This is a genomic window from Streptomyces sp. NPDC048196 (assembly GCF_040652715.1).
GTDB classification, from domain to species: Bacteria; Actinomycetota; Actinomycetes; order Streptomycetales; family Streptomycetaceae; genus Streptomyces; species Streptomyces siderophoricus.
Genome location: NZ_JBEZMM010000016.1, coordinates 90,553 through 116,332 on the forward strand (window position 1 = coordinate 90,553; position 25,780 = coordinate 116,332).

At 71.3% G+C, this 25,780-nt stretch carries 21 protein-coding genes; 12 read left to right on the forward strand and 9 right to left on the reverse strand.

The annotated features are described in order from the left end of the window. The first annotated feature begins 185 nt into the window (after window positions 1–185). From ureA to cimA, 7 genes are all read left to right on the forward strand, one after another. Window positions 186–890 (forward strand): urease subunit gamma, encoded by a 705-nt coding sequence (gene ureA / locus AB0E02_RS18395; protein WP_362140553.1) that lies wholly within the window; start codon window positions 186–188, stop codon window positions 888–890. Further along, window positions 887–2,575, forward strand: a complete 1,689-nt coding sequence (locus AB0E02_RS18400; RefSeq protein ID WP_362140556.1) for an urease subunit alpha — start codon at window positions 887–889, stop codon at window positions 2,573–2,575. The genes ureA and AB0E02_RS18400 overlap by 4 nt, the downstream gene beginning before the upstream one ends. Window positions 2,576–2,639: 64 nt before the next feature. After that, entirely contained in the window at window positions 2,640–3,680 is a 1,041-nt protein-coding gene (locus AB0E02_RS18405) for an agmatine deiminase family protein (protein WP_362140559.1), read from the forward strand. Window positions 3,681–3,716: 36 nt separating this feature from the next. Beyond that, entirely contained in the window at window positions 3,717–4,334 is a 618-nt protein-coding gene (locus AB0E02_RS18410) for a TetR/AcrR family transcriptional regulator (protein ID WP_362140562.1), read from the forward strand. A gap of 104 nt (window positions 4,335–4,438) precedes the next feature. Then, entirely contained in the window at window positions 4,439–5,767 is a 1,329-nt protein-coding gene (locus tag AB0E02_RS18415) for an MFS transporter (protein WP_362140565.1), read from the forward strand. A gap of 98 nt (window positions 5,768–5,865) precedes the next feature. Continuing rightward, on the forward strand, window positions 5,866–6,108 hold the full coding sequence (locus tag AB0E02_RS18420; protein ID WP_362140568.1) for a hypothetical protein: 243 nt from the start codon (window positions 5,866–5,868) through the stop codon (window positions 6,106–6,108). Between the two features lie 285 nt (window positions 6,109–6,393). Next, window positions 6,394–8,034 (forward strand): citramalate synthase, encoded by a 1,641-nt coding sequence (gene cimA / locus AB0E02_RS18425; RefSeq protein WP_362140571.1) that lies wholly within the window; start codon window positions 6,394–6,396, stop codon window positions 8,032–8,034. Between the two features lie 95 nt (window positions 8,035–8,129). Here the strand turns inward: cimA and AB0E02_RS18430 are convergent, their stop codons facing one another. Next, the gene (locus tag AB0E02_RS18430) at window positions 8,130–8,738 is read right to left on the reverse strand and encodes a YceI family protein (RefSeq protein ID WP_362140574.1); all 609 of its coding nucleotides are present in this window, start codon (window positions 8,736–8,738) and stop codon (window positions 8,130–8,132) included. 261 nt (window positions 8,739–8,999) lie between these two features. Here AB0E02_RS18430 and AB0E02_RS18435 point away from each other — a divergent pair, with 261 nt between their 5' ends. The 4 genes from AB0E02_RS18435 (at window position 9,000) to AB0E02_RS18450 (ending at window position 14,467) form a co-directional block, all read left to right on the forward strand. Further along, a complete protein-coding gene (locus AB0E02_RS18435) occupies window positions 9,000–11,423 on the forward strand; it encodes a polysaccharide lyase 8 family protein (protein WP_362140577.1) in 2,424 nt (807 codons plus the stop codon). Window positions 11,424–11,676: 253 nt separating this feature from the next. Continuing rightward, window positions 11,677–13,260, forward strand: coding sequence for an acyl-CoA carboxylase subunit beta (locus AB0E02_RS18440; protein ID WP_362140579.1), 1,584 nt, complete (start codon window positions 11,677–11,679; stop codon window positions 13,258–13,260). 54 nt (window positions 13,261–13,314) lie between these two features. Next, window positions 13,315–13,521 carry an acyl-CoA carboxylase epsilon subunit gene (locus AB0E02_RS18445; protein ID WP_030416120.1) on the forward strand — a complete coding sequence of 69 codons (207 nt, stop codon included), beginning with the start codon at window positions 13,315–13,317 and terminating at the stop codon, window positions 13,519–13,521. A 289-nt stretch (window positions 13,522–13,810) separates the two neighbouring features. Continuing rightward, window positions 13,811–14,467 (forward strand): DUF4360 domain-containing protein, encoded by a 657-nt coding sequence (locus AB0E02_RS18450; RefSeq protein ID WP_362140583.1) that lies wholly within the window; start codon window positions 13,811–13,813, stop codon window positions 14,465–14,467. Between the two features lie 108 nt (window positions 14,468–14,575). On the opposite strand, the gene AB0E02_RS18455 is transcribed toward AB0E02_RS18450, so the two are convergent. The 8 genes from AB0E02_RS18455 to AB0E02_RS18490 all read right to left on the reverse strand — a co-directional run bounded on the left by AB0E02_RS18455 (window position 14,576) and on the right by AB0E02_RS18490 (window position 24,862). Further along, complete coding sequence (locus AB0E02_RS18455; RefSeq protein ID WP_073447656.1) at window positions 14,576–15,154, reverse strand: ATP/GTP-binding protein; 579 nt, start codon at window positions 15,152–15,154, stop codon at window positions 14,576–14,578. After that, window positions 15,135–15,674 carry a DUF742 domain-containing protein gene (locus AB0E02_RS18460; RefSeq protein ID WP_030416118.1) on the reverse strand — a complete coding sequence of 180 codons (540 nt, stop codon included), beginning with the start codon at window positions 15,672–15,674 and terminating at the stop codon, window positions 15,135–15,137. The genes AB0E02_RS18455 and AB0E02_RS18460 overlap by 20 nt, the downstream gene beginning before the upstream one ends. Before the next feature lie 138 nt (window positions 15,675–15,812). Further along, window positions 15,813–16,226, reverse strand: coding sequence for a roadblock/LC7 domain-containing protein (locus AB0E02_RS18465; protein WP_018087204.1), 414 nt, complete (start codon window positions 16,224–16,226; stop codon window positions 15,813–15,815). A gap of 10 nt (window positions 16,227–16,236) precedes the next feature. Then, a complete protein-coding gene (locus AB0E02_RS18470) occupies window positions 16,237–19,326 on the reverse strand; it encodes a nitrate- and nitrite sensing domain-containing protein (protein WP_362140587.1) in 3,090 nt (1,029 codons plus the stop codon). A 403-nt stretch (window positions 19,327–19,729) separates the two neighbouring features. Further along, window positions 19,730–20,323 carry an ATP/GTP-binding protein gene (locus AB0E02_RS18475; RefSeq protein ID WP_310724004.1) on the reverse strand — a complete coding sequence of 198 codons (594 nt, stop codon included), beginning with the start codon at window positions 20,321–20,323 and terminating at the stop codon, window positions 19,730–19,732. Beyond that, window positions 20,304–20,714, reverse strand: a complete 411-nt coding sequence (locus tag AB0E02_RS18480; protein ID WP_030416114.1) for a DUF742 domain-containing protein — start codon at window positions 20,712–20,714, stop codon at window positions 20,304–20,306. Before AB0E02_RS18480 ends, AB0E02_RS18475 begins: the two co-directional genes overlap by 20 nt. Window positions 20,715–20,818: 104 nt before the next feature. After that, the gene (locus AB0E02_RS18485) at window positions 20,819–21,232 is read right to left on the reverse strand and encodes a roadblock/LC7 domain-containing protein (RefSeq protein ID WP_018087204.1); all 414 of its coding nucleotides are present in this window, start codon (window positions 21,230–21,232) and stop codon (window positions 20,819–20,821) included. A 9-nt stretch (window positions 21,233–21,241) separates the two neighbouring features. Next, entirely contained in the window at window positions 21,242–24,862 is a 3,621-nt protein-coding gene (locus AB0E02_RS18490; protein ID WP_362140590.1) for a nitrate- and nitrite sensing domain-containing protein, read from the reverse strand. Window positions 24,863–25,466: 604 nt separating this feature from the next. Between AB0E02_RS18490 and AB0E02_RS18495 the strand changes: the two genes are divergently transcribed. After that, entirely contained in the window at window positions 25,467–25,658 is a 192-nt protein-coding gene (locus AB0E02_RS18495; protein WP_362140594.1) for a hypothetical protein, read from the forward strand. Window positions 25,659–25,780: the final 122 nt, after the last annotated feature.

The window sequence follows — 25,780 nt, forward strand, 5'->3', positions numbered from 1 at the left end:
GCTCATGAGTGAGCGAGGAATCGCGCTGCGGGACCGCCGCGAGATCGTTTAGAGCGGCGCTCTATCCACCGCTTATTTAGAACAGCGCTCAATGTGACTCATCCCCATGCCACAGGTCAATGCTTTCGCGTTGACTAATTTCATGGTTAGAGTGGTGCTCTAACCGAGCTGGAAGGTGGGACGGGATGCGGTTGACCCCGACGGAACGCGACCGGCTGCTGCTGTTCGGCGCAGCCGAGCTGGCGCGGACGCGCCGGGCCCGCGGACTGAAGCTGAATGTGCCCGAGGCGACCGCGTTGATCGCGGACACAGTCTGCGAGGCGGCGCGGGACGGGCGCCGCCTCGCTCAAGCCATCGAGGCGGCACGCAGCGCGCTCGGACCGGACGACGTCCTCCCGGGCGTGGCCGACGTGGTCACCGAGGTGCACGTGGAGGCCGTCTTCGACGACGGCTCCCGGCTCGCGGTGGTCACCGACCCGATCGGCGCCGCGTCGGGGGAGCGCGACGAGACCGCGGCCCTGGCGCCCGGCGCGGTGCTCCCCGGCCCGGCCGACCCGGAGCCGGCGCCCGCGGTGGTGCTGACCGTGCGCAACACCGCGGTGGTCCCGATCAGCGTCACGTCCCACTTCCACTTCTTCGAGGCCAACCCCCGCCTGGAGTTCGACCGCGCGGCCGGGTACGGCATGCGGCTGTGCGTGCCGGCCGGCTCGTCGGTGCGGTTCGACCCCGGCGGCACCTCGGAGGTCGGTCTGGTGCCGATCGGCGGCGACCGGATCGCGGTCGGCTTCGCCGGTCTCGTCGACGGCCCGCTGGACGCACCGGGCGCGAAGGAAGAAGCGCTGCGGCGGGCCGCCGCCTGCGGCTACCTGGGAGCGGAGGAGCAGGCATGAGCATCGATCCCCACGAGTACGCGTCGGTGCACGGCCCGCGCGCCGGCGACCGGGTCGTCCTCGGCGACTCGGGCCTGGTCGTCCGGGTCGAGTCGGACGCCCAGAAGCCCGGCGACGAGTTCCTGGCCGGCTTCGGCAAGACCGCCCGGGACGGGCTGCTGCTCAAGGCCGCCGCGGTCCGCGAGACCTGCGACGTGGTGATCAGCAACGTCCTGGTCATCGATGCGGTCCAGGGCATCCGCAAGGTGTCCATCGGCATCCGCGAGGGCCGCATCCACGCCATCGGCCGGGCCGGCAACCCCGACACCCTCGACGGGGTCGACGTCGTCGTCGGCACCGGCACCTCGATCGTCTCCGGCGAGGGCATGATCGCCACCGCCGGCGCCGTGGACACCCACGTCCACCTGCTCTCGCCGCGCGTCATGGAGGCCTCGCTGGCCTCCGGCGTGACCACGATCATCGGCCAGGAATTCGGCCCAGTGTGGGGCGTCGGCGTCAACTCCCCCTGGGCACTGGGCCATGCGTTCAACGCCTTCGACGCCTGGCCGGTCAACATCGGCTTCCTCGGCCGCGGTTCCTCCTCCGGCGACGCCCCGCTCGTCGAGGCGCTCGCCGAGGGCGGCGCCTGCGGCTTCAAGGTGCACGAGGACATGGGCGCGCACGCCCGCGCCCTGGACACCGCGCTGCGGGTCGCCGAGGACCATGACGTCCAGGTCGCCCTGCACAGCGACGGCCTGAACGAATGCCTCACCGTCGAGGACACCCTGCGGGTCCTGGACGGCCGCACCATCCACGCCTTCCACATCGAGGGCTGCGGCGGCGGGCACGTGCCCAACGTCCTGAAGATGGCCGGCGTCCCCAACGTCATCGGCTCCTCGACCAACCCCACCCTCCCCTTCGGGCGGGACGCGGTCGCCGAGCACTACGGCATGATCGTCTCGGTCCACGACCTGAAGACCGACCTGCCCGGCGACGCCGCCATGGCCCGCGACCGCATCCGCGCCGGGACCATGGGCGCGGAGGACGTCCTGCACGACCTCGGCGCGATCGGCATCACCTCCTCCGACGCCCAGGGCATGGGCCGGGCCGGCGAGACCGTACGCCGCACCTTCGCGATGGCCGGCAAGATGAAGGCCGAGCTGGGCCCGATGGAGGGCGACGGCCCGCACGACGACAACGCCCGCGTGCTGCGCTACATCGCCAAGCTCACCATCAACCCCGCCATCGCCCACGGCCTCTCGCACGAGATCGGGTCGATCGAGGTCGGCAAGATGGCCGACATCGTGCTCTGGACGCCGCAGTTCTTCGGCGCCAAGCCGCAGCTGGTGCTGAAGTCCGGCTTCCCGGCCTACGGCGTCACCGGCGACCCCAACGCCGCCACCGACACCTGCGAACCGCTCGTGCTGGGCCCGCAGTTCGGGGCACACGGCGCGACGCCCGCCGAGATCTCCGTCGCCTTCGTCGCCCGCGCCGCGGTCGAGCAGGGCAACGACGGCATGCCCACCCGCCGCCGCCGGGTCGCGGTCCGCGGCACCCGCGGCATCGGGCCCGGAAGCCTCGTCCACAACTCCCGGGTCGGACAGGTCCAGGTCGACGCCCGCAGCGGACTGGTCACCCTCGACGGCGACCCGATGCGCTCCGAGCCGGCCGACACCGTCTCGTTGTCGCGCTTGTACTTCCTCTGACCCACCGCCTTCCCGACCGCACCGGTGTCCGCTGACCGCACCGGCTCCCTCCCAAGGACCCCACATGAACACTCCCGCCGCCGACGGCTTCGCCATGCCCCCGGAGTGGGCACCGCACGAGCGCACCTGGATGGCCTGGCCCGGCCCCAACTTCACCTTCGGTGCGGAGGGCGGCGAGACGCTGGCCGAGGCCCGCCGGGCCTGGGCCGCGGTCGCCCGCGCGGTGCGGCAGTACGAGCCGGTGACCGTCGTCGCCGGACCGGGCCAGCTGGCCGGCGCCCGCGAGCTGCTCGGCGACGGCATCGAGCTGGTCGAACGGCCGCTGAACGACGCCTGGATGCGCGACATCGGCCCGACCTTCCTCACCGACGGCAAGGGCAACCTCGCCGCCACCGACTGGGTCTTCAACGGCTGGGGCGCCCAGGAGTGGGCCCGCTGGGACCTCGACGAGAAGATCGCCGAGCAGGTCGGCGCGCTGGCCGGGGCCCGCCGCTACGCCACCGGCCTGGTCAACGAGGGCGGCGGCATCCACGTCGACGGCGAGGGCACGGTCCTGCTCACCGAGACCGTCCAGCTCGACCCGGGCCGCAACCCCGACCGCACCAAGGAAGAGATCGAGGCGGAGATCCACGCCCACCTCGGCACCACCAAGGCGATCTGGCTGCCGCGCGGACTCGCCGCCGACTACGGCCAGTTCGGCACCCGCGGCCATGTCGACATCGTCGCCGCCTTCGCCCGCCCCGGCGTCGTCATGGTCCACACCCAGCCGAACCCGGACCACCCCGACCACGCCATCTGCAACGAGATCGTCAAGCTGCTGGGCGACGCCACCGACGCCAAGGGCCGCCGGCTGGAGGTCGTGGAGATCCCCGCGCCCACCGTCGTCGAGGAGGACGGCGAGCTGGTGGACTACTCGTACATCAACCACCTGCAGTGCAACGACGGCATCGTGCTGTGCGCCTTCGACGACCCGCGGGACGAGGAGGCGGCCGCGATCTTCCGCCGGCTGTTCCCCGGGCGGACCGTGACGCTGGTGGACGCCCGTACGATCTTCGCAGCGGGTGGCGGTATCCACTGCATCACCCAGCAGCAGCCGAGGGTCTGACGAGAAGGCCCCGTCCAGCCGACCCGGAGGTTTCCCGTGCCCGGTCCCGTGCGCCGTCCCCGGCGCCGGCTCAACCAGCCCCGCGAGCAGGTCCTGGCCGCGGCGATGGCCACCATCGCCGCGGAGGGCCTGGACCGGCTGACCATGGCGGGCCTGGGCCGCGAGGTCGGCATGAGCAGCGGCCACATCCTGTACTACTTCGGGACCAAGGACGAGCTGCTGCTGCAGACCCTCCAGTGGAGCGAGGAGCAGCTCGGCGCCGAGCGCCGGGCCGCCCTCTCCCGCCGCGTCCCGGCCCGCGAGCGGCTGGAGGCGCTGATCGACCTCTACCTCCCCCAGGGCCACCGCGACCCGCGCTGGACCCTCTGGCTGGAGGTCTGGAACCGCTCCCAGAACGCCGACGACGAGACCCGCGAACGCCAGCTGGAACTCGAACTCGCCTGGCACCGCGACCTGGTCGCCCTCCTCGTCGAGGGCGCGTCCAAGGGCGAGTTCCGCCCCGTCGACGCCGAACGCTTCGCCACCCGCACCCGCGCCCTCCTCGACGGCTTCGGCACCCACCTCGTCGTCGGCCTCCCCGGCACCGACCGCGAACAGGTCCGTGACCACATACGGGACTTCCTGGACGAATCCCTCAGCATCCCGCGCCCGTAGCCGACGGCGCACCCGGTCGCGCGACCACAACGCACGTAAGTACGCCCGATCGTTGCCGTGCTCTCCCTTGCCGAAGGCCGACCGGTCCGCGACCGTGATCGGCTATGGGACGAGAGCAGTGGAAGAAGATCTGGGTCGGCTCGGCCGGCAACATGGTCGAGTGGTTCGACTGGTTCGTGTACGCCAGCTTCGCGGTGTACTTCGCGGACGCGTTCTTCCCCAAGGGGAATGACACGGCCAACCTCATGAACACCATGGGGATCTTCGCCGTCGGCTTCTTCATGCGGCCGGTGGGCGGCTGGCTGCTCGGCCGGATCGGCGACCGCAAGGGCCGCAAGGCCGCGCTGACCCTCACCGTCACCCTGATGTCCGCCTCGGCCGTCCTGATCGCGATCGCGCCCACGTACGCCGTCGCCGGCTACGGCGGGGTCGCCGTACTGCTCCTCGCCCGGATGCTGCAGGGCCTCTCGGTCGGCGGGGAGTACGCGGCCAGCGCCACCTACCTGACCGAGGCGTCCGCCGAAGGGCAGCGCGGTTTCGCCTCCAGCTTCCAGTACGTGTCGATGACCGCGGGCCAGCTGCTGGGCCTCGGGCTGCAGATCGTGCTCCAGCGCACCCTGTCCGAGGACGCGCTGCACAGCTGGGCCTGGCGGGTCCCCTTCATCGTCGGCGCGCTGGGCGCCGGGATCGTCTTCTACCTGCGGCGCAACATGCTGGAGACGGAGGTCTACGCCCACGACGAGGGCGCCCAGGCCGACCCGGAGCGCGGCACGATCAAGGCGCTGCTGGCCCACAAGCGCGAGGCGTTCCTGGTCATCGCGCTCACCATGGGCGGCACCGTCGCCTACTACACGTACACGACCTACCTGACCAAGTACCTCTCGCAGAGCGCCGGGCTGGCCAAGCCGACCGCCTCGCTGGTCAGCTTCTGCGCGCTGTTCCTCTTCATGTGCCTGCAGCCGTTCGCCGGCAAGCTCTCGGACCGGATCGGGCGGCGGCCGCTGCTGATCACCTTCGCGGTCGGCTCGACCTTCCTGACCGTGCCGATCATGATGCTGCTCCGGCACGCCGGCAGCTTCTGGCCGGCGCTCGGGCTGTCGCTGCTGGCACTGGTCGTGGTCACCGGCTACACCTCGATCAACGCCTGTGTGAAGGCCGAGCTGTTCCCCACCGGCATCCGCGCACTGGGCGTCGCACTGCCCTACGCGATCGCCAACGCGCTGTTCGGCGGCACCGCCGAATACGTCGCCCTGTGGTTCAAGAACGGCGGCATCGAGTCCGGCTACTACTGGTACGTGGCGGGCTGCGCGGCGGTCTCGCTGATCGTCTACATCACCATGCGGGAGACCCGGACCATCGATCTGCACCGGGTCGGCACCGAGGCACCCGCCGATCCCGCCCGGACCCCGGGCCGGGAGCCGGTCGCCGACTGACCCGCCTACCCGCTCCGGCCACGGCCTCCCCCGCCCGGGGAGGCCGTTCCCCGTTCCCGGGGATCCGCGGCCGGCCGCGGGCGGCTTCGCTGGACGGCATGACGAGGACCAGGCGTCCACTCGTACCGCTGCTGCTGACCGGCCTGCTCGCGGCAGGGCTCGCGGCCCCGCCCGCGGCGACGGCCCGGCCCGGTCCGGTCCGGTACGCCCGGCCGCCGAGCCCTCTTGTGGCGCCCGGCGCCGGCCACGCCACGACCCGGGCCCGGCCGGCGGGCCGGGACCGCGCCCGGGCCACCGCCGCGCTCCGCCGCTGGGCCGCGGTGGACACGCCGCCCGCATAGTGAGACCGCCGGGTGCGCGGTGCGCCCGATATGGCACACTGCGGACCGTGCTCTCGTTCGCCATGATTATTGGCAGCAGGCGCGCCGGTCCGCAGTGACCGCCCCGTACGACCCGAGTACGGCGCGGCCACCGTCGTCCCAGACCCGCGCGCAGACCTCTCGCACCCGCGAGAGGTTTTTTCGTTTCCGGCCCACACCCCACCGGAGGCGGAGCGCGAGGGAGCATGGAGGGGCGGTGGCACCGGTTATTCCGGTAGACCGAGAACCCGACAGGAGCCAGACCGCATGACGGACGCACCCCAAGCCTCCCCGTCGCCCGCCCCCCGTCCCGCCGGCGCGGTGCCCGACGACTTCCACGTCTTCGACACCACCCTCCGCGACGGTGCGCAGCGCGAGGGCATCAACCTCACCGTCGCCGACAAGCTGACCATCGCGCGGCACCTCGACGAGTACGGCGTCGGCTTCATCGAGGGCGGCTGGCCCGGCGCCAACCCCCGGGACACCGAGTTCTTCCAGCGCGCCCGCGAGGAGATCGACTTCCGGCACGCCCAGCTGGTCGCGTTCGGCGCCACCCGCAAGGCCGGCGTCCGCGTCGAGGACGACCCCCAGGTCGCCGCCCTGCTGGCCTCCGGGGCCCCGATCATCACGCTGGTCGCCAAGTCCCACGTCGGACACGTCGAACTGGCGTTGCGCACCACCCCGGAGGAGAACCTCGCGATGGTCCGGGACACCGTCGCCCACCTCCGCTCCCAGGGCCGCCGGGTCTTCCTGGACTGCGAGCACTTCTTCGACGGCTACGCGCTGGACCCGGTCTACGCCAAGCAGGTCGTCCGCACGGCCGGCGAGGCCGGTGCGGATGTCGTGGTGCTCTGCGACACCAACGGCGGGATGCTTCCCGCGCAGGTCACCGCGGTCGTCCGGACCGTCCTCGCGGACACCGGCGTCCGGTTGGGCATCCACGCCCAGGACGACACCGGCTGCGCCGTCGCCAACACCCTCGCCGCGGTGGACGCCGGCGCCACCCACGTGCAGTGCACCGCCAACGGCTACGGCGAGCGGGTCGGCAACTCCAACCTCTTCCCGGTCGTCGCCGCGCTGGAGCTCAAGTACGGCCGGCGGGTGCTGCCCGAGGGCAAGCTCGCCGAGACCACCCGGATCTCGCACGCCATCGCCGAGGTCGTCAACCTCACCCCCTCCACCCACCAGCCCTACGTCGGCGTCTCCGCCTTCGCCCACAAGGCCGGTCTGCACGCCTCCGCGATCAAGGTCGACCCGGACCTCTACCAGCACATCGACCCGGCGCTGGTCGGCAACACGATGCGGATGCTGGTCTCCGACATGGCCGGCCGCGCCTCCATCGAGCTCAAGGGCAAGGAACTGGGCATCGACCTGGGCGGCGAGCGCGAGCTGGTCGGCCGGGTCGTGGAGCGCGTCAAGGAACGCGAACTGGCCGGCTACACCTACGAGGCGGCCGACGCCTCCTTCGAGCTGCTGCTGCGCGAGGAGGTCCGCGGCAAGGCCCTGCGCTACTTCACCGTCGAGTCCTGGCGGGCGATCGTCGAGGACCGCCCCGACGGCACGCACGCCAACGAGGCGACCGTGAAGCTGTGGGCCAAGGGCGAGCGGATCGTCGCCACCGCGGAGGGCAACGGACCGGTCAACGCGCTCGACCGCGCGCTGCGGGTGGGCCTGGAGCGGATCTATCCGCAGCTCGCCCACATGGAGCTCGTCGACTACAAGGTCCGCATCCTGGAGGGCGCCCTCGGCACCGGCTCCATCACCCGCGTCCTGGTCTCCACCAGCGACGGCCGCGGCGAGTGGTCCACGGTCGGCGTGGCGGAGAACGTCATCGCGGCGTCCTGGCAGGCATTGGACGACGCTTACGCGTACGGGCTGCTGCGGGCCGGGGTCGAGCCCCAGGCGTAGTGCTTCCCACGTCGTGGTGCTTGCCACGAAAACGTGGGTGGGGGCGGGCGTGAAGGATCACGCCCGCCCCCATGGCCACCGCGGGCAACCGACGGCTACGCCTTGACCGCCGAGATGTCGAAGCTGAGCTTGACCTTGTCGCTGACCATGACGCCGCCGGCCTCCAGCGCCGCGTTCCAGGTCAGGCCCCAGTCGGAGCGGAGGATCTCGGCGCTGCCCTCGAAGCCGACCCGCTCGGCGCCGTAGACGTCGGTGGCCGAGCCGTGGAACTCCAGGTCGATGGTGAGCGGCTTGGTGACGCCCCGGAGGGTGAGGTCGCCGGTGAGGCGGTAGCGGTCGCCGGCCACGCGCTCGGCGGCGGTGCTGCGGAAGGTCATCCGCGGGAAGTTCTCGGCGTCGAAGAAGTCCGCGCTGCGCAGATGGGCGTCGCGGTCCGCGATGCCGGTGTCGATGCTCGCGATCTCGACGTCGAGGGAGGCGGCGGACCGGGACGGGTCGGTGCCGTCCAGGGCGAGCGTGCCCTCGTAGGCGCCGAACGTGCCGCGGACATTGGTGACCATGGCGTGCCGGACGGTGAAGCCGATGCTGCTGTGGGCCGGGTCGATGGTGTAGTCGCCGGTCAGCGCGGCGAGCGCGGGGTCCGCCTCGAGGACGGCGGCGGGGGCGGCGGTCTCGGCGGTGCGCTTGCGGGTGAACAGAGCCATGGCTCCTCCTCAGGACGGGTGCTGCGGACAGCAGAGTGGTTTAACGTTCAACGACAGTGCCATCGTAGCGGTATTTAGTTCAATGTTCAACCTCTCGGCGATGGGCTGAACCTCCCGGAGGGGGTGCCGGGCTCGGCCGTACGGGTGGTGGGCGGCGTTGCGACGCGGTCATTGCCGTGCCGCGAGGGGCCGTGCTAGACCATCGGGAACTCCCAAGTGCGCAGCGCCACACCCCAGTTGACGCCATGGAGAGGACCGACCGTGCCGACCGAGCCCGCCCCGTCCGTCTGGTCACGCCGAGGATTTCTCACCGTCTCCACCGCGAGCGCGCTCGCCCTCGCCGCCGCCCACCCCGCGTCCGCCGCGCCCCTGTCTCCTGGGGGCGACGCCTATGACACCCTCCGCAGTCGCTGGTGCACGCTCACCCTCGGCGCGGGCTTCGACGCCACCGCGCCGCCGTACGCCGCCGTCCTGAAGGAGACCGGCGACCTCGCGGCCACCTTCCGGGCGGGCATGCGGCCGGCCGCCGGCTCGTTGTGGCCGGACTGCCCGTACGACCCGCCCTCCGGCATCACCCAGAGCTACGGCCGGCTGAACACCATGGCCCAGGCGTACGCCCAGCCCGGCACCGGCCGAACCGGCGACCCCGGCCTCGCCGACGCCGTCCGCACCGGCCTCGACCACCTCGAAGCCACTGTCTACAACACCGGCACCAGCCGCTACGGCAACTGGTGGGAGTGGCAGATCGGCAGTCCCAGACTCCTCCTCGACACCCTCGCGATCCTGGACGAGCACCTGCCCGACGGCGGCGGCCTGCCCGGTGACCTGCGCACCCGCTGTCTCGCCGCCGTCGACCACTTCGTGCCGGACACGATGCTCGGCGACTACACCGGCACCAGCACCGGAGCCAACCGCGTCGACCTGTGCCGGGTGGTCGCCCTGCGCGGAATCCTCGGCCGGACGCCCGCCAAGATCGCACTGGCCCGGGACGCCCTCTCGCCGGTCTTCCCGTACGTCAGCGAGGGCGACGGGCTCTACGCCGACGGCTCGTTCGTGCAGCACACCTGGGTCGCCTACTCCGGTACCTACGGCTACGTCCTGCTGGACGGGCTGGGGCGGCTGTTCGCGCTGCTCGGCGGGTCGGAGTGGGAGGTCACCGATCCGGGGCGGCAGGTCATCCTGGACAGCGTGGAGCATGCCTACGCGCCGCTGCTGCACAACGGATTGATGATGGACAGCGTCAACGGCCGGGCGATCAGCCGCGGTTACCTCCGCAACGACGAGCGGAGGGTGCTGCGCAGCGACCACTACCACGGCCATGCGCTGATCGCCGCCCTCGCGCTGCTCGGCGAGAGCGCGAGCGCCGCCGAGCGGGACCGCTGGCACGCGATGATCAAGGGCTGGACCGCCCGCGACCGCACCCTGCCGGTGCTCACCGACCGGCAGTACGGCGTCGCCGACCTCGCCCGGCTGCGGAAGATCGCCGATGGGCCCGGCCCGGCCGCCGCCGAGCCCGTCGGCCACCGGCTCTTCGCGGCCATGGACCGCGCCGTTCACCGCCGCCCCGGCTGGGTCGCGAACGTGGCGATGTGCTCGGACCGGATCACGTACTACGAGAACGGCAACGGGGAGAACCGGCGCGGCTGGCACACCGGTGCCGGGATGACGTACTGGTGGGGCGCGGACTTCGGCGGCGACCAGTACACGGATGCCTTCTGGCCGACCGTCGACCCGTACCGGCTGCCCGGCACGACCGTCTCCACCAAGCGGCTCGCGGACAACGAAGGCGGCGGTTGGGGTGAGCCGAAGCCCGACGCCCGGTGGGTCGGCGGTACCACCGACGGGGAGTTCGCCGCCCTCGGGCAGCAGCTGCGCGGGCTGTCCTCGACGCTGCGCGCCCGGAAGTCCTGGTTCGCGCTCGCGGACTGTGTCGTCTGTCTGGGCGCCGGGATCACCGCGCGGGACGGCGTGGCGGTCGAGACCGTCGTCGACAACCGGCGCCTGGGGGAGTACGGCACGGCCGCGCTCACCGTCGACGGCGTACGGCAGCCCGGCACGCTCGGCCGGCGCGCCGCCTTCCGCCGCGCCCGCTGGGCCCACCTCGCCGGGCACGGCGGCTATGTCTTCCCCGGCGGCGCCGCGCTGCACGCGCTGCGCGAGGCCCGCACCGGCTCCTGGCACGACATCAACACCACCTCGTCCGCGGAGCCGTTCACCCGGCGATATGTCACGTTGTGGTGCGATCACGGGGTCGATCCGTCGGATGCCTGCTATGCGTACCTCCTGATGCCGGGGGCCCGTGCGCACACCGTCGCGGCGCGGGCCGCCGACCCGCACTGGCTGACCGTGCTCGCCAACGACGCGTGCCGCCAGGCGATCGCCGTCCACCCGCTCGGCGTAACGGCCGCGAACTTCTGGCGGGCGGGGCGGGCGGGCCCCTTGCGCAGCAGCGGCCCGGTGAGCGTGCTGATCCGCGAGCGGCCGGACGGGCGGACCGCCCGGCTGTCCCTGGCGGCCCCGGCGCGGACCGGTGATCCGGTGGAGATCACCTGGTCACGGCAGGTGTGCGGGGTGCTCGACCAGGACCCGTCGATCGAGGTGCTGGAGACCGGGCGGGGCCTTCGGCTGCGGGCCCGCCCCGGTACGGTCTGCGCCACCCACCGCTGCACCGTGCGGTTGCGCTGACCTGCGCCGGGGCCCGTTCCGCCGGGCCCGCGGACCGCCGGCCGTCCGGGCCCGCGGACCACCGGTCACCACAACATCACTCGGCGGCCGTTTGTCGGGCCCATACAGAGGAAGCGGGTCCCGGCCACCCGAACGGGGGCCGGGACGCGGGCCGCGTACAGGAGGGTTCTGTACTGCCTGCCCACCAAAACGCATGTGACGTTGTACGAAACCGACATCGGTGTGCGGCGCCCCGCACACGTACCGTCGATACATGACCACTGTCGAAGATCTGCCCGCCGGCGCCAACGACGCCCGCGGGCGCGTCGCCGAGCTGCACGCCATCCGTGAGCAGGTCCGGCGCGGACCCAGCGAGCGGGCGACCGAGGCCCAGCGTGCCAAGGGCAAGCTGACGGCGCGCGAGCGGATCGAGCTGCTGCTGGACGAGGATTCGTTCAACGAGGTCGAGCCGCTGCGCCGGCACCGGGCGACGGGCTTCGGCCTGGAGGCGAAGAAGCCCTACACCGACGGTGTGATCACCGGCTGGGGCACGGTCCACGGCCGGACGGTGTTCGTCTACGCACACGACTTCCGGATCTTCGGCGGCGCGCTCGGTGAGGCGCACGCCACGAAGATCCACAAGATCATGGACATGGCCATCCAGGCCGGTGCCCCGCTGGTGTCGCTCAACGACGGCGCGGGCGCCCGCATCCAGGAGGGCGTCTCGGCGCTGGCCGGCTACGGCGGCATCTTCCAGCGCAACACCAAGGCCTCCGGGGTCATCCCGCAGATCTCGGTCATGCTCGGCCCGTGCGCGGGCGGCGCGGCCTACTCCCCGGCCCTGACGGACTTCGTCTTCATGGTCCGCGAGACCTCCCAGATGTTCATCACCGGCCCGGACGTGGTCCGTGCGGTGACCGGCGAGGAGATCACCCAGAACGGCCTGGGCGGCGCCGATGTGCACGCCGAGACCTCCGGTGTCTGCCACTTCGCCTACGACGACGAGCAGACCTGCCTGGAGGAGGTCCGCTACCTCCTCTCCCTGCTGCCGGCCAACAACCGCGAGAACCCGCCGTCGGTGCCGTGCGAGGACCCGGCCGACCGCTCCGGCGACGCGCTGCTGGACCTGGTGCCGGCCGACGGCAACCGCCCGTACGACATGCGCAAGGTCATCGAGGAGATCGTCGACGACGGCGAGTACCTGGAGGTCCACGAGCGCTGGGCCACCAACATCATCTGCGCGCTGAGCCGCTTCGACGGCAAGGTGGTCGGCATCATCGCCAACCAGCCGCAGTCGCTGGCCGGTGTGCTGGACATCGAGGCGTCCGAGAAGGCCGCCCGCTTCGTCCAGATGTGCGACGCCTTCAACATCCCGATCGTCACCCTGCTCGACGTGCCCGGCTTCCTGCCCGGCGTCGACCAGGAGCACGGCGGCATCATCCGGCACGGCGCCAAGCTGCTGTACGCGTACTGCAACGCCACCGTGCCGCGCATCTCCATCGTCCTGCGCAAGGCCTACGGCGGCGCCTACATCGTCATGGACTCGCAGTCCATCGGCGCCGACCTGACCTACGCCTGGCCGACCAACGAGATCGCGGTGATGGGCGCGGAGGGCGCGGCCAACGTCATCTTCCGCAAGCAGATCGCCGAGGCCGACGACTCCGAGGCCATGCGCACCCGCATGGTCAAGGAGTACAAGTCCGAGCTGATGCACCCGTACTACGCGGCCGAGCGTGGTCTGGTCGACGACGTCATCGACCCCGCCGACACCCGCCGGACCCTCATCCGGGCCCTGGACATGCTGCGCACCAAGCACGCCGACCTCCCGGCCCGCAAGCACGGCAACCCGCCCCAGTAGCCCCTTCAGGCACCCGCGAATCACCGACGACGCGACGACGGAGAAGAAGACACCGTGAATGCTGCCCACCGCACCGCCCCGATCCGCGTGGAGAAGGGCCAGGCCAGCGAGGAAGAGCTCGCCGCCCTGACCGCCGTCCTGCTGGCCCGCGCCGCCCACCGCCCGGCCGCCGCCCCGGCCGGCCCGCACGCCACCGCCGCCCGCTGGCGCCGTCTGGAGCGCCAGACCGGTTTCCACGGCGCGACCAGCTGGCAGCGCTGACCGAGCACGACGGAAGGGCCCCGCGGCACGCCCGCGGGGCCCTTCCCGTTCCTGTTCCCACTCATTCCCTTTTCAACTTCCTTGTGAACAAAGGTCGTTGATGTCGCATCAGTAGCCCCGCGTCCGGGTGTTCCGATTCGGTAGCCGACGTCCGAATCAAGGTGTAGGTTCGCCCCAATCCTGCGGAGCAGAGCTGGTCAAGGGGAGCTTCCCGTGCTGGCATGCGCTCGTCATCCCTACTCCTGGTGTTCCCGCGCCGCGGGCCTAGGACGACCGGAAGGAAGAGCCCATGCTCAGCACGCTCAGTGCTGGTGCCGCCGTGGCATCGTTGCTCCTCGCCGGATCGGCATCCCCCACCGCACCAGCGCGGTTCGGCGACGACCCGCCGACCGGCAAGATCACCATCACCGTCGCCACGGTCAACGGATCGGGCTGCAGACCCGGCAGCGCCGCGGTGGCCATCGCCCCCGACAACACCGCCTTCACCGTCACCTACAGCGAATACCTCGCCCAGGCGGGCGGCACCAGCAAGCCCACCGACGCCCGCAAGAACTGCCAGATCGCCCTGAACGTCCACGTCCCGCAGGGCTTCACCTACGCCATCGCCCGCGCCGACTACCGCGGTTACGCCTCGCTGGCCCCCGGCGCCAAGGGGCTGGAGCAGGCGAACTACTACTTCCAGGGCCAGCAGCAGACGGCCCGCAAGAGCCACACCTTCACCGGCCCCTACGAGACCAACTGGCAGACCTCGGACGAGACCGACGTCGACGCCCTGGTCTACGCGCCCTGCGGCGAGGAGCGCTACTTCAACATCAACACCGAGCTGAGGGTGGACGGCAAGTCGGCCGACCCCAAGGCCACCAGCTACATGGCCATGGACTCCACCGACGGCAGCATCAACACGGTGTACCACTTCGCCTGGAAGGAGTGCCCGGGTCGTAAGTAGCCGCTCGCGGCGCATCCCGCACACACGCCGAAGGCCCCCGCATCACGCGATGTGGGGGCCTTCCGGCAGGTGCGGCGTACGGGCACGGGGGGCCGGTACGCGGCGGCGCTAGCGCAGGCGCGCCATCAGGGCGTGCTCGACGAGCGTGATGAGCGCGCTCTTGGCCTCGCTGCGGTGCCGGGCGTCCGTGGTGATGATCGGGGCGTCCGGGCCGATCTGGAGGGCCTCACGCACCTCGTCGGGCGTGTAGGGCTGGTGTCCGTCGAAGCCGTTGAGGGCGATGACGAACGGCAGGCCGCTGTTCTCGAAGTAGTCGACGGCCGGGAAGCAGTCGGCCAGGCGGCGGGTGTCCACCAGGACGACGGCGCCGATGGCACCGCGGACCAGGTCGTCCCACATGAACCAGAAGCGGTCCTGGCCCGGCGTACCGAAGAGGTACAGGATCAGGTCCTGGTCCAGCGTGATCCGGCCGAAGTCCATCGCCACGGTCGTGGTCGTCTTGTCCGGCGCGTGCGTGAGGTCGTCGATCCCCGCGGAGGCGGAGGTCATCACGGCTTCGGTACGCAGCGGATTGATCTCTGAGACGGCCCCGACGAACGTGGTCTTGCCCACGCCGAAGCCGCCCGCCACCACGATCTTCGCGGAGGTGGTGGAGCGGGCTGCACCGCTAGAGCTTGCGAAGTCCACTGAGCACCCTTTCGAGCAGTGTCACATCTGGCTGTCCGCCGGCGGTCTCGTCCCCGCCGGGCTGATGGATGGCGACGAGCCCGGCCTCCGCCAGGTCGGCGACGAGGATTCGGGCGACGCCGAGGGGGATGGAGAGGAGGGCCGAGATCTCGGCCACCGATTTGATCTCGCGGCAGAGGTGGCAGATGCGCTGGTGCTCCGGCAGCTGGCCCTGCAGCTTGGCCGGGTCGGCGGTCGTGCTGACCAGCGCCTCGATGGCGAGCTGGTAGCGCGGCCGGGTCCGGCCACCGGTCATGGCGTACGGGCGCACGAGCGGGTTGTTCGCCCCGGAGGGAGCGGGCTCGGGCTTCCGCGGCGGCTGCACCGGCTGGATGCGCGGGGCCTGCGGCTGGTCGTACACCGACGGCTCGTACGGCTGGGAGTCGTACGGCCCCGGCTGCTGTGGCTGCGGCTGAAGCCGCTGCGGCCGGCGGCTCGGCGCAGACGGGAAGTTGAAGCGGTTGTGATGGGTCTCGCCCACAGGCCCGGACTCCTGCCCGGAACCGTACGGGTATCCGCTAGGGGGCGTTGCCACGTCTCCTCCTCCAACTTGCCTGTCTGACGCCGGTCGCGCCACCGAACCATAAGACGCGGCGGCGGGAAACGCACTGCCTGTTTGCTAGTTGAGAAGACTGCCCTGGAGTTCGGCGCGCAGGTCGGGCGTCAGCACCGTGCCCGCGCGGTCGACCAGCAGGGCCATCTCGTAGCCGACCAGACCGATGTCGCACTCGGGGTGCGCGAGCACGGCCAGCGACGATCCGTCGGAGACGGACATGATGAAGAGGAAGCCACGCTCCATCTCCACCACGGTCTGGTTGACGCTCCCGCCCTCGAAGATGCGGGACGCGCCGGAGGTCAGCGAGGTCAGCCCGGAGGCCACCGCCGCCAACTGGTCGGCGCGGTCACGGGGGAAGCCCTCGGACATCGCGAGAAGGAGTCCGTCCGCGGAGACCACGACCGTGTGGGACACCCCGGGGGTGTTGTCCACGAAGTTGGTGATCAACCAGTTCAGATTCTGCGCCGCCTGGCTCATCGGGCTCACACTAACGCTCCTGATCGTAGGTGCTGCCGGGGCCGAAGCCCTGTTGGTCATTCTGGGGGACCCCGGAGGGGTCCGTGCCGACGTTGCGTCCCTGCTGGACCCCGCGGCGCAGGTTGCTCAACCTGCCGCGGACGTCCTCCGGGGCGCGGGAGACCTGGGGGCCGCCCTGCGGGGTCTGCTCCGCGGAACCCTCGACCAGGTTGGCCTTGGGTACCCGGCGGGGAAGACCGGAGGCTGTGACTCCGCCTGCCTTCGGCTCGCGCAGCCGCTCCGCCCGCTCCCAGCGCTCGTCGTTCGAGCTGCGCCAGTCGGAGCCGTCCTGGCCGGTCTCCGGCGCGCTCCGCGGCTGCTGAACCTGCTGTGCCTGCTGGTCGCGGCCTCCGCGGCGCGGAAGGCCGGCGTCCGTCAGCGGGTGCGGGTCGCTCGGTGTGGGGCCCGGACGCTCGAATGGTACGCGCTCGGGCGCGTCAGCGGGAGCGGCAGTTGTATTCCGGTCAGATTCCGCTTCGGTCCCGAAGTAGCCCTCGAATGCGTGGCGTTCGGACCATTCGTCCGGCTGTACCGGTTCGTGCGAGACGTATGGCTGCTGGCCGGTGGTCTCCGGGAAGCCGGGATCGCCGAACGCCTGGCTGCCGTGCGACCGGTCGTCGTAGAGCGGTTGATCAGCTTCCGGATAGCCCGGGGCGGGGTGGCCCTGGTAACCGGTGGCGGACGTCGCCGGGTCGCGGAAGAGCGGATTGCCGGCGTCCGGCCCCTCGGCCGGGCGCTCGGTGCCGATGGCCTGCGCCTCCAGCGCGGCCCGGCGCTCCTCGCGCAGCAGCGAGCGGCCGACCATGTCCAGGTCGGTGGCGTCCGGGCGGGCGTAGCGGCTGTCGTCGAAGCCCAGCTCGGCGGCGGTGCGCTGGTGGCCCTCGTAGGCGGCCTGCTGGTGCTCGGGGACGATCCGGGAGACCGTGAAGTCGTCCTCGAACTGCTCGTCGCCGCCACCACCGTGGGTGATCGCCTCGGGCAGCATGACCAGGGACGTGGTCCCCGCCTGCTCGCCGGAGGGGCGCAGCTGCACCCGGATCCCGTGCCGGTCGGCCAGCCGGCCGACCACGAACAGGCCCATGCGCTGGGAGATCGCGGCGTCCACGCTCGGCGGGTTCGCCAGCTTGTGGTTGATGTCCGCGAAGTCCTCGGGGGTCAGCCCGATGCCCTTGTCGTGGATCTCGATCATCACCCGGCCGTCGGGCAGCCGGGTCGCGGTCACCCGCACCTTGGTCTGCGGCGAGGAGAACGTGGTGGCGTTCTCCAGCAGCTCGGAGAGCAGGTGCACGAGGTCGGTCACGGCGGTGCCGTGGATCTCGCTCTCCGGCACGCCGGTGAGGTCGATCCGCTCGTACGACTCGACCTCACTGATCGCCGCCCGCAGGACGTCGACCAGCGGCACCGGCTGGTTCCAGCGGCGGCCCGGCTCCTCGCCGGCGAGGATGAGGAGGTTCTCGCCGTTGCGGCGCATACGGGTGGCGAGGTGGTCGAGCCGGAAGAGGCTCTCCAGCTGGTCCGGGTCCGCCTCGTTGTTCTCCAGGTCGGTGATCAGCTCCAGCTGACGCTCGATCAGGCCCTGGTTGCGGCTGGAGAGGTTGGTGAAGATCGCGTTGACGTTGCCCCGCAGCAGCGCCTGCTCGGCGGCCAGCCGGACGGCCTCGCGGTGCACCTGGTCGAAGGCCCGGGCGACCTCGCCGATCTCGTCGGTGGTGGAGATCGGGATCGGGGTGACGCGGGTGTCGACCCGGCCGGGCGCGGTCCGGGAGAGCTGGTCGACCAGCATCGGCAGCCGCTGCTCGGCGATACCGAAGGCGGCGTTGCGCAGCTGGCGCATGTTGCGGCTCATCCGGCGGGCCATCAGACCGGCCACGACGAACGCGATGATCAGCGCGGCGACCGCGATCGCGGAGTCGACGAAGGTGGACCGCCTGGCGTCCGCGGAGATCTGCGCGGCCTCGTTCACGGCCTTGTCGGCCAGGTCCTTCTCGATGGACCGGTACATGTTGAACTTGCCGGTTGCGGCCGCGAAGTAGCTGTCGGAGGTGACGCCCTTCAGGCTCAGCGTCTCCGGCGCCGCGCCGGTCCCGATCCAGGTGGACATCTGGTCGATGGACGGCGGGGTGCGGAACGGCCGGTTCGCGGCCTGCGCCTGCTGCTTCGCCTGTGCGATCTTCTGCTGTGCGGCCTGCTTGAGTGCGGCGGCGTCCTTCTTCAGCCGCTCGACGTCCTCAGGGGTGCCGCCGGAGGTGTACTCGCCGATGGCGATGCCCTCCAGGTAGCGGTACGACGCGAAGGCGGTCAGCTGGAGCTTGTGCTCCTTGCCGCCCTGCGGGGTCGCCGGGTCGACCAGCAGGTGGGTGCCGATCGAGCGCTCCAGCGACTCGGCGGCCTTGGCCAGCGCGACGGCGTAGACGGTGCGGCCGTAGGAGGTGATGTTGCCGGTGCCCAGGCCGAGTTCGTTGGCGAACTCCATCAGCGGGTGCTGGACCTCGACGTAGCCCTCTTCGGTCTGCACACCGTGCAGCTTGGCGGTGTACGCGGCCTGGCGCAGCACCTGGAGCTTCGGCTCGACCTTCTCGAACGCGGCGAGCCGGCGCTTGAGGCCCGGCTTGTCCGGCATGGCCTTGGCGGCCTTGTGGAAGGCGTCGGCGGCGGCGTCGGTGGTGTCCCGGGCCTCCTGGACGACCGGGTCGTCCTTCTTGCCCTCCAGCAGCGGTGCCGCGGTGCGGTCCCGCTCGTCGTTCAGGGCGGTGCTGTAGGACAGCGCGGCGCGCACGAGCTTCGCGGTGTTCTCCGCGTCCTGCGCCTCCTGCCAGGTGGCGAACGAGGTGTTCACCCGCAGGCCGCCGAAGACCAGGGCGAGCAGCACGGGGATCAGCAGGATGGCGTTCAGCCGGGTGGCCACCCGCCAGTTGCGCGGGGAGAACTTGCTACCGCTGACCGGAGGCTTCGCGACCGTGTCCTCGGGCGCGTCGGAAGCCGGTACGCCACCTCTCGGTGGCGGCGTGAAGTTGCCCCGCCGCGGTTCCTGCGGCTCGGGGCTAGACGTGCTTCGCCTCACTCGACCAACAACCTCTCGGCGGCCGGCACTACCTGCTGTGCCGTTTCTTCTGGGCTTTCCTACTCCGGAGTTCAGCGAATTTCAGCACGTCAGGGCGGTGCGTTCCAAACACTGAGCAAAGCCTGAGCGGGCCCGGAAAGCCCTCAGATAAAAGGGGCGTTAAGGGCGAGACGCAGCAAAAGACAGGCGATCCGTGAGCGCAGCGAAGCCGGGCATGCGCGCGGTGTGTCGAAACCTCAGGGATTCACTGTCGAAACGTTATGAAGCGAATTTGTGGGCGTGTCGAAGGACACAGATCCCTTCGCGGATGGCGGGGCGCAGCCCTGGGCAGGGCGGCGCCCCCCATAAGAGTCAACTGGCGGATTGCCCACTACAGATGACGAGCCGGAGCGGCGGTCGGTTCCTACTTGAGCCGGGCCATCAGGGCGTGCTCGACGAGCGTGATGAGCGCGCTCTTGGCCTCGCTGCGGTGCCGGGCGTCGGTCGTGATGATCGGGGTGTTGGGACCGATCTGCAGCGCCTCACGGACCTCGTCGGGCGTGTAGGGCTGGTGCCCCTCGAAGCCGTTGAGGGCGACGACGAACGGCAGGCCGCTGTTCTCGAAGTAGTCGACGGCCGGGAAGCAGTCGGCCAGGCGCCGGGTGTCCACCAGCACGACCGCGCCGATGGCACCGCGGACCAGGTCGTCCCACATGAACCAGAAGCGGTCCTGGCCCGGCGTACCGAAGAGGTACAGGATCAGGTCCTGGTCCAGGGTGATCCGGCCGAAGTCCATCGCCACGGTCGTCGTGGTCTTGTCCTGCACGTGGCTGAGGTCGTCGATCCCTGCCGACGCGGAGGTCATCACGGCCTCCGTACGCAGCGGGTTGATCTCCGAGACCGCGCCGACGAACGTGGTCTTGCCCACGCCGAAGCCGCCCGCCACCACGATCTTCGCGGACGTGGTGGCGCGGGCCGGGCTCGCGGCGAAGCCGCCGTCAGAGCTTGCGAAGTCCACTGAGCACCCTCTCCAGCAAGGTCACGTCCGGCGTACCGCCGGCCTCGCCGCTGCCACCGGGCTGGTGGATCGCCACCATTCCGGCCTCTGCCAGGTCCGCGACGAGGATGCGCGCCACACCCAGCGGGATGTGCAGCAGCGCGGAGACCTCGGCGACCGACTTCACCTCACGGCACAGGTGGCAGATCCGCTGGTGCTCGGGCAGCAGCCCGGGCAGCTGGGCGGGGTCGGCGGTCGTGCTGACCAGCGCCTCGATGGCGAGCTGGTAGCGCGGCCGGGTCCGGCCTCCGGTCATGGCGTACGGGCGCACCAGCGGCTGGTCACCTTCGCTCCCGTACGGCGCTTGGCTGTAGGCGCCGTACGGGCCGGAAGTGGCAGGTGGCGGGGTCATGGGGTCCTCCGGACGGGACAGCGCGCGCTGTCGTCGGGTTGGGCCGGTGGGGGGTGCGGCACGAATGGGTGGTGGGTGCTGGACGAACGGCGCTGCGGACGCCGTCAGTTCAGCAGACTGCCCTGGAGTTCGGCGCGCAGGTCGGGCGTCAGCACCGTCCCCGCGCGGTCGACCAGCAGGGCCATCTCGTAGCCGACCAGACCGATGTCGCACTCGGGGTGCGCGAGCACGGCCAGCGACGATCCGTCGGAGACGGACATGATGAAGAGGAAGCCACGCTCCATCTCCACCACGGTCTGGTTGACGCTCCCGCCCTCGAAGATGCGGGACGCGCCGGAGGTCAGCGAGGTCAGCCCGGAGGCCACCGCCGCCAACTGGTCGGCGCGGTCACGCGGGAAGCCCTCGGACATCGCGAGGAGCAGCCCGTCCGCGGAGACCACCACCGTGTGGGACACCCCGGGGGTGTTGTCCACGAAGTTGGTGATCAACCAGTTCAGATTCTGCGCCGCCTGGCTCATCGGACTCAACTAACGCTCCTGCTGGTGAGTGGGATCGACAATGCCGTGGTTGCCGGTGGACGACGTCCCGGCCTGCCGGCCCTGCTGGATACCGCGACGGAGATTGGTCAGCCGGCCGCGCACATCGCCCGGCGCGCGGGAGACCTGCGGACCGCTCTGGGCGGGCTGCTGCTGTTGCGCGGTGCCCGCGACGAGGTTGGCGCGCGGGACCCGGCGGGGCAGCCCGGAGGTGGTGACACCGCCCGAGGCCGGCTGGCGGATCTGCTCCGCCTGCCGCCAGGTCTCGTCGTTCGGCGAACTGCGCCACTGCGCGGAGGTGTCGGCCCGCTCCGGGTTGCGTGCGCCGTTGCCCTGCGGCTCGGCGGGCGCACCCGGGGCCGCCGCGGAACCGCGGCGCGGCAGCCGCTGCGCCTCCGGCTCCTCGGTGCCCTGCGGCGGCACACCGGCGGCGGCGGACGCCGGGTGGCTGAACCAGTTGGACTCGATCGTGTCGAAGATCGGCGTACGGCCGTCACCGGGACCGGCGTCGGCGCTGCCGAGCACGTCCGGCTCCGGCGCGCGGCCGTCCTGCGGCCGGGCCACCGGGAACTGGCCGGTGCCCTGCGGATCGCCGGCGTAACCGGCCCGGTCCGCCTCCGCCTGCTGCAGATGACGGGCGTCGAGCTGACCGGTCTCGTACGGATCGGCCTCGGCGGCGGGCTGCGCGAAGCGGTCCGCCGGGTACTCGCCGGTGTCGTAGCGGTCCGCGGCGTACTCGCCGGTGTCGTAGCGGTCCGCGGGGTACTCGCCGGTGTCGTAGCGGTCCGCCGGGTACTGGCCGGTGTCGTACCGGTCCGGCTCGCGCTCCGGGGCCTTGGCCGCGGGCGGCGGGGCGTTGAAGTCGGGACGGGCGAACGCGGTGGTGTCACCGGGGCCGCCGGCCGGTGCGGGCCGCTCGAAGCTGCCGGTGTCCGGCTCCTCGTGGCCGCGCGGCCGGTCCTGCGCCTCGCGGGGCGTCAGCGGCCAGTCGTCGTTACCGCCGCGCTCGCGGCGGGCACCCCAGCTGGTACCGCCCTGTTGCTGACCGCCGAAGACGTCCTGGCCCCCGCGGCCGCCGGCCGGCGCACCGCCCGGGAGTTCGGCCGCCGGACCGCGGGCCGGCAGCTCCGGCCGCTCCTCGCGGCGGGGCGCACCGGTGGGCGGGGCAACCGTCGGCGCGGGGCCACCTGCGGGGCCGTTGTCCGCACCGCGGGTGGGCAGTGCGGGGCGCGCACCGCCGGAGCGCGGGGCGGGCGGACGGGTGTCGCCGCCCGCGGCCGGGGCGCCGGGTGCGGCGCCGGCCGGCGCGGGACGCCCGGACGGGGCGCCGAAGGCGTTCGGGGCACCACCGGGACCGCCGCGGCCGGGCAGCGCGGGACGGCCGCCGGCGCCCGGGCCGGAACCGACCTGGCCGCGCGGCTGGAGCCCGGCGAGCCGGCTGGACGGCGCACCGCCGACGTCACCGGGCGCGCCCTTGGCGGTGCTCGGAGCCGGCTTCTTGCCGCCCTGGGCGACGTCGACCGGCAGCATGACCAGTGCGGTGGTGCCGCCGGAGTCGGACGGCCGGAGCTGGATGCGGATGCCGTGCCGCAGGGACAGCCGGCCGACCACGAACAGACCCATCCGGCGGGAGACCGAGACGTCCACGGTCGGCGGACTGGCCAGCCGCTCGTTGATCGCCGAGAGGTCCTCGGGGGACAGGCCGATACCGGTGTCGTGGATCTCGACCAGGACCCGGCCGTCGGGCAGCGCGTGGCCGGTGACCTTGACCTTGGTCTGCGGGGAGGAGAACGAGGTGGCGTTCTCCAGCAGCTCGGCGAGCAGGTGCACCAGGTCGTTGACGACCCGGCCGGCGACCTCGGTCTGCGGGACGGCGTTGAGCTCGATGCGCTCGTACTGCTCCACCTCGGAGGCGGCGGCACGGAGCACGTCGACCAGCGGCACCGGACGGGTCCACCGGCGGCCCGGCTCCTCACCCGCGAGGACCAGGAGGTTCTCGCCGTTACGGCGCATACGGGTCGCGAGGTGGTCGAGCTTGAAGAGCGAGGAGAGCTGGTCCGGGTCGGCCTCGCGGGACTCCAGTTCGGAGATCAGCGAGAGCTGACGCTGGATCAGACCCTGGGAGCGGCGCGAGAGGTTGGTGAACATCGCGTTGACGTTGCCCCGCAGCAGCGCCTGCTCGGAGGCGAGGCGGACCGCCTCGCGGTGCACGTCGTCGAAGGCCGCGGCCACCCGGCCGATCTCGTCCCGGCTGTGCACACCGACCGACTCGACGGAGGTGTCCACGTCCTGCGGGTCGGACTCGGACAGCTGCTTGACCAGCTCGGGCAGCCGGTCCTGGGCGACCTTCTGCGCGGTGTCCTGCAGCCGGCGCAGCGAGCGGACCATGGAGCGGGCCACGACGAACGCGCCGACCAGCGAGACGCCGAGGACGAGGAGGATCACCGCACCGTTGATGAGGGCGTCCTGGGTGGCCTCGTCGCGGGCCTCGCGGGACTTCTGCTCCATCTCCGACAGCAGCGTGGTCTCGATCCGCGACATCTCGTCGATCTTGACGGTGTCGGAGTCGTACCAGTCGAGGTAGCGGTAGTCCTGGCTGCGGATGCCGGAGGCGCTGGCGAAGGCGCGGTGCGAGAAGGCGGACGCGGCCTTGATCTCGTCGTTGTTGCCGTCCAGGCCGCGGGTGAGCGCGCCGGCGTTGTTGGCGTAGATCAGCGAGAACCGGTCCCGGGCCGCCTTCTCGCTGATCTCGGCGTTGTGGCCGGCCTGCCGGTCGTTGGCGGACAGCTCCGGGCCGCCCTTGTGGGCGAGACCGGCACTGATCAGCGCGCGCTGGATCGACGCGTACTCCTTGGCCGACGAGAACGCCGCCAGCGCACGGGTACTGCGGATCATCTCCGGGTTGCTGGTCGCCTGCGCCATGTCCTGGGAGAGCGACAGCAGCGAGTTGATCAGCTGGTTGTAGCTGGTGACGGTCCGCGCGGTGTTGCCGTCGTCCTTGTAGGCGCTGGCGCGGATCTCGTTGAGGGTGTTGAGCTGGCGGCCGATCTCCAGGATGGTCGCCCGGACACCGGCCATCGTGGCGTCCTGGCCCTGGATGTCGCCGGTGGCCTGGTTGAAGGACAGCTTGGCGCGGTCGGTCGCCTCACGGGGGGCGACGACGTTCGCGTCGTCCTTGGCGTTGCCGCTGCCGGCCAGCGGACCGGCCGACTTGTCCCGCTCGATCTGCAGCGCGTCGGCGAGCTCGGTGGCCTGCCGGGTCATCTCGGTGAGCATCTGCATCTTGTCGAGCTGGTCGATGTTGTCCAGCTGCGTGGCGATGCGCATGCCGCCGAGCGTGGTGGCGGCGACCACGGGTAGCGCGAGCAGGGAGACCAGTCGGGTGCTGATGCGCCAGTTGCGCAGCGCTATTCGCGAACCGGGGCCGGTCGCGGCCTTGGGCGCACCGGTGTCCGCGGCATCACCGCCCGGCGCCTGGCCGCCGTGGTCGGACGACGTGAGGCCGCCCGCCGGGTTGTTGCGGTCGCGCTGGGGCGAGGAGGCGCGGTCGGTTCCGCCGCGCAGCTCCGGTTCCGCCGCAGCGCTGCCATCCCTCTTGAAACGTCCCTGCACTAGCGTCGCAACCTCTGGACCAGGCGTCCCACCTCGGCGGGACGGTGTCGAGTCGTATAGGGGGCCGTGAATCCCCCATGGCGGCCGTGAAATGACCGGCGGGCTGCCCCCTCTGGCCGAGAGAGCGGCACCACCGCGCGGCGCCACCTTGCGCCCTGCGCGCCGGCTGAAACGTGCGGCGGTCCGTGGAATTCCAGCACAGTGCCGGATCTCCAACAAGAGCGGAGCGGGTGGCTGTGACATGGATGACGCAATGTACGGGACGCGTCACGAGTTGTAGAAGAAGCCGCTGGAGATTTCGGGCGTATGCCCACGAGTCGCACGCCTCAGGCGGCTGTCCCAGGTGCGGTGATCGGGAGCGGAACGTGCGCTTCAATCCGACATTGTCCGATTCGCCCAAGGATGTTGATCAAGGAAAATGCGGCTTTTGTCGCACGGCTCGTGAGCAAACTCACAGGAAGATCGTTGAGTTCCCCATCACTTCGGAGGGAATAGCGCGCATAGCCTGACGCTTTACACAGTTGCCGAAACTGACAAGACAGGTTTCCGCAACGGCTTTTTCACCGGCCGATCCCCAGCTTCCGACCACACGAGGCATACCGAAGTGAAGACGACGATGATGTTCCGCAACATAGCCAACCCGCGGCGCACCACCCTGGCCCATCTCAAGGACGCCGAGGAGCTCGGCGCCACCCTCTCCGAGGCCCCGGAGCACACCGTCGATCTCCCCACGCAGACCGCCAACCCGCGGCGCACCGTCCTGATGGACGTCCCCGAGCAGGCCGTCACCGCCTAGTCACCCGGGCGGAAGGGCAGCAGCCGCGCACCGCCTCGGCGCCCCATAGGTGAGCGCGCGCCCGAACTGGGGCGATAGCCTGGAGTGTCAACTCCGGTCAATGATCACTGAGGGGCAGCGGC

Coding starts and splice junctions, on each gene's coding strand:
- ureA (WP_362140553.1), top strand. CDS start 186: ATGCGGTTGACCCCGACGGAACGCGACCGGCTGCTGCTGTTCGGCGCA.
- AB0E02_RS18400 (WP_362140556.1), top strand. CDS start 887: ATGAGCATCGATCCCCACGAGTACGCGTCGGTGCACGGCCCGCGCGCC.
- AB0E02_RS18405 (WP_362140559.1), top strand. CDS start 2,640: ATGAACACTCCCGCCGCCGACGGCTTCGCCATGCCCCCGGAGTGGGCA.
- AB0E02_RS18415 (WP_362140565.1), top strand. CDS start 4,439: ATGGGACGAGAGCAGTGGAAGAAGATCTGGGTCGGCTCGGCCGGCAAC.
- AB0E02_RS18420 (WP_362140568.1), top strand. CDS start 5,866: ATGACGAGGACCAGGCGTCCACTCGTACCGCTGCTGCTGACCGGCCTG.
- cimA (WP_362140571.1), top strand. CDS start 6,394: ATGACGGACGCACCCCAAGCCTCCCCGTCGCCCGCCCCCCGTCCCGCC.
- AB0E02_RS18430 (WP_362140574.1), bottom strand. CDS start 8,738: ATGGCTCTGTTCACCCGCAAGCGCACCGCCGAGACCGCCGCCCCCGCC.
- AB0E02_RS18440 (WP_362140579.1), top strand. CDS start 11,677: ATGACCACTGTCGAAGATCTGCCCGCCGGCGCCAACGACGCCCGCGGG.
- AB0E02_RS18450 (WP_362140583.1), top strand. CDS start 13,811: ATGCTCAGCACGCTCAGTGCTGGTGCCGCCGTGGCATCGTTGCTCCTC.
- AB0E02_RS18465 (WP_018087204.1), bottom strand. CDS start 16,226: ATGAGCCAGGCGGCGCAGAATCTGAACTGGTTGATCACCAACTTCGTG.
- AB0E02_RS18480 (WP_030416114.1), bottom strand. CDS start 20,714: ATGACCCCGCCACCTGCCACTTCCGGCCCGTACGGCGCCTACAGCCAA.
- AB0E02_RS18485 (WP_018087204.1), bottom strand. CDS start 21,232: ATGAGCCAGGCGGCGCAGAATCTGAACTGGTTGATCACCAACTTCGTG.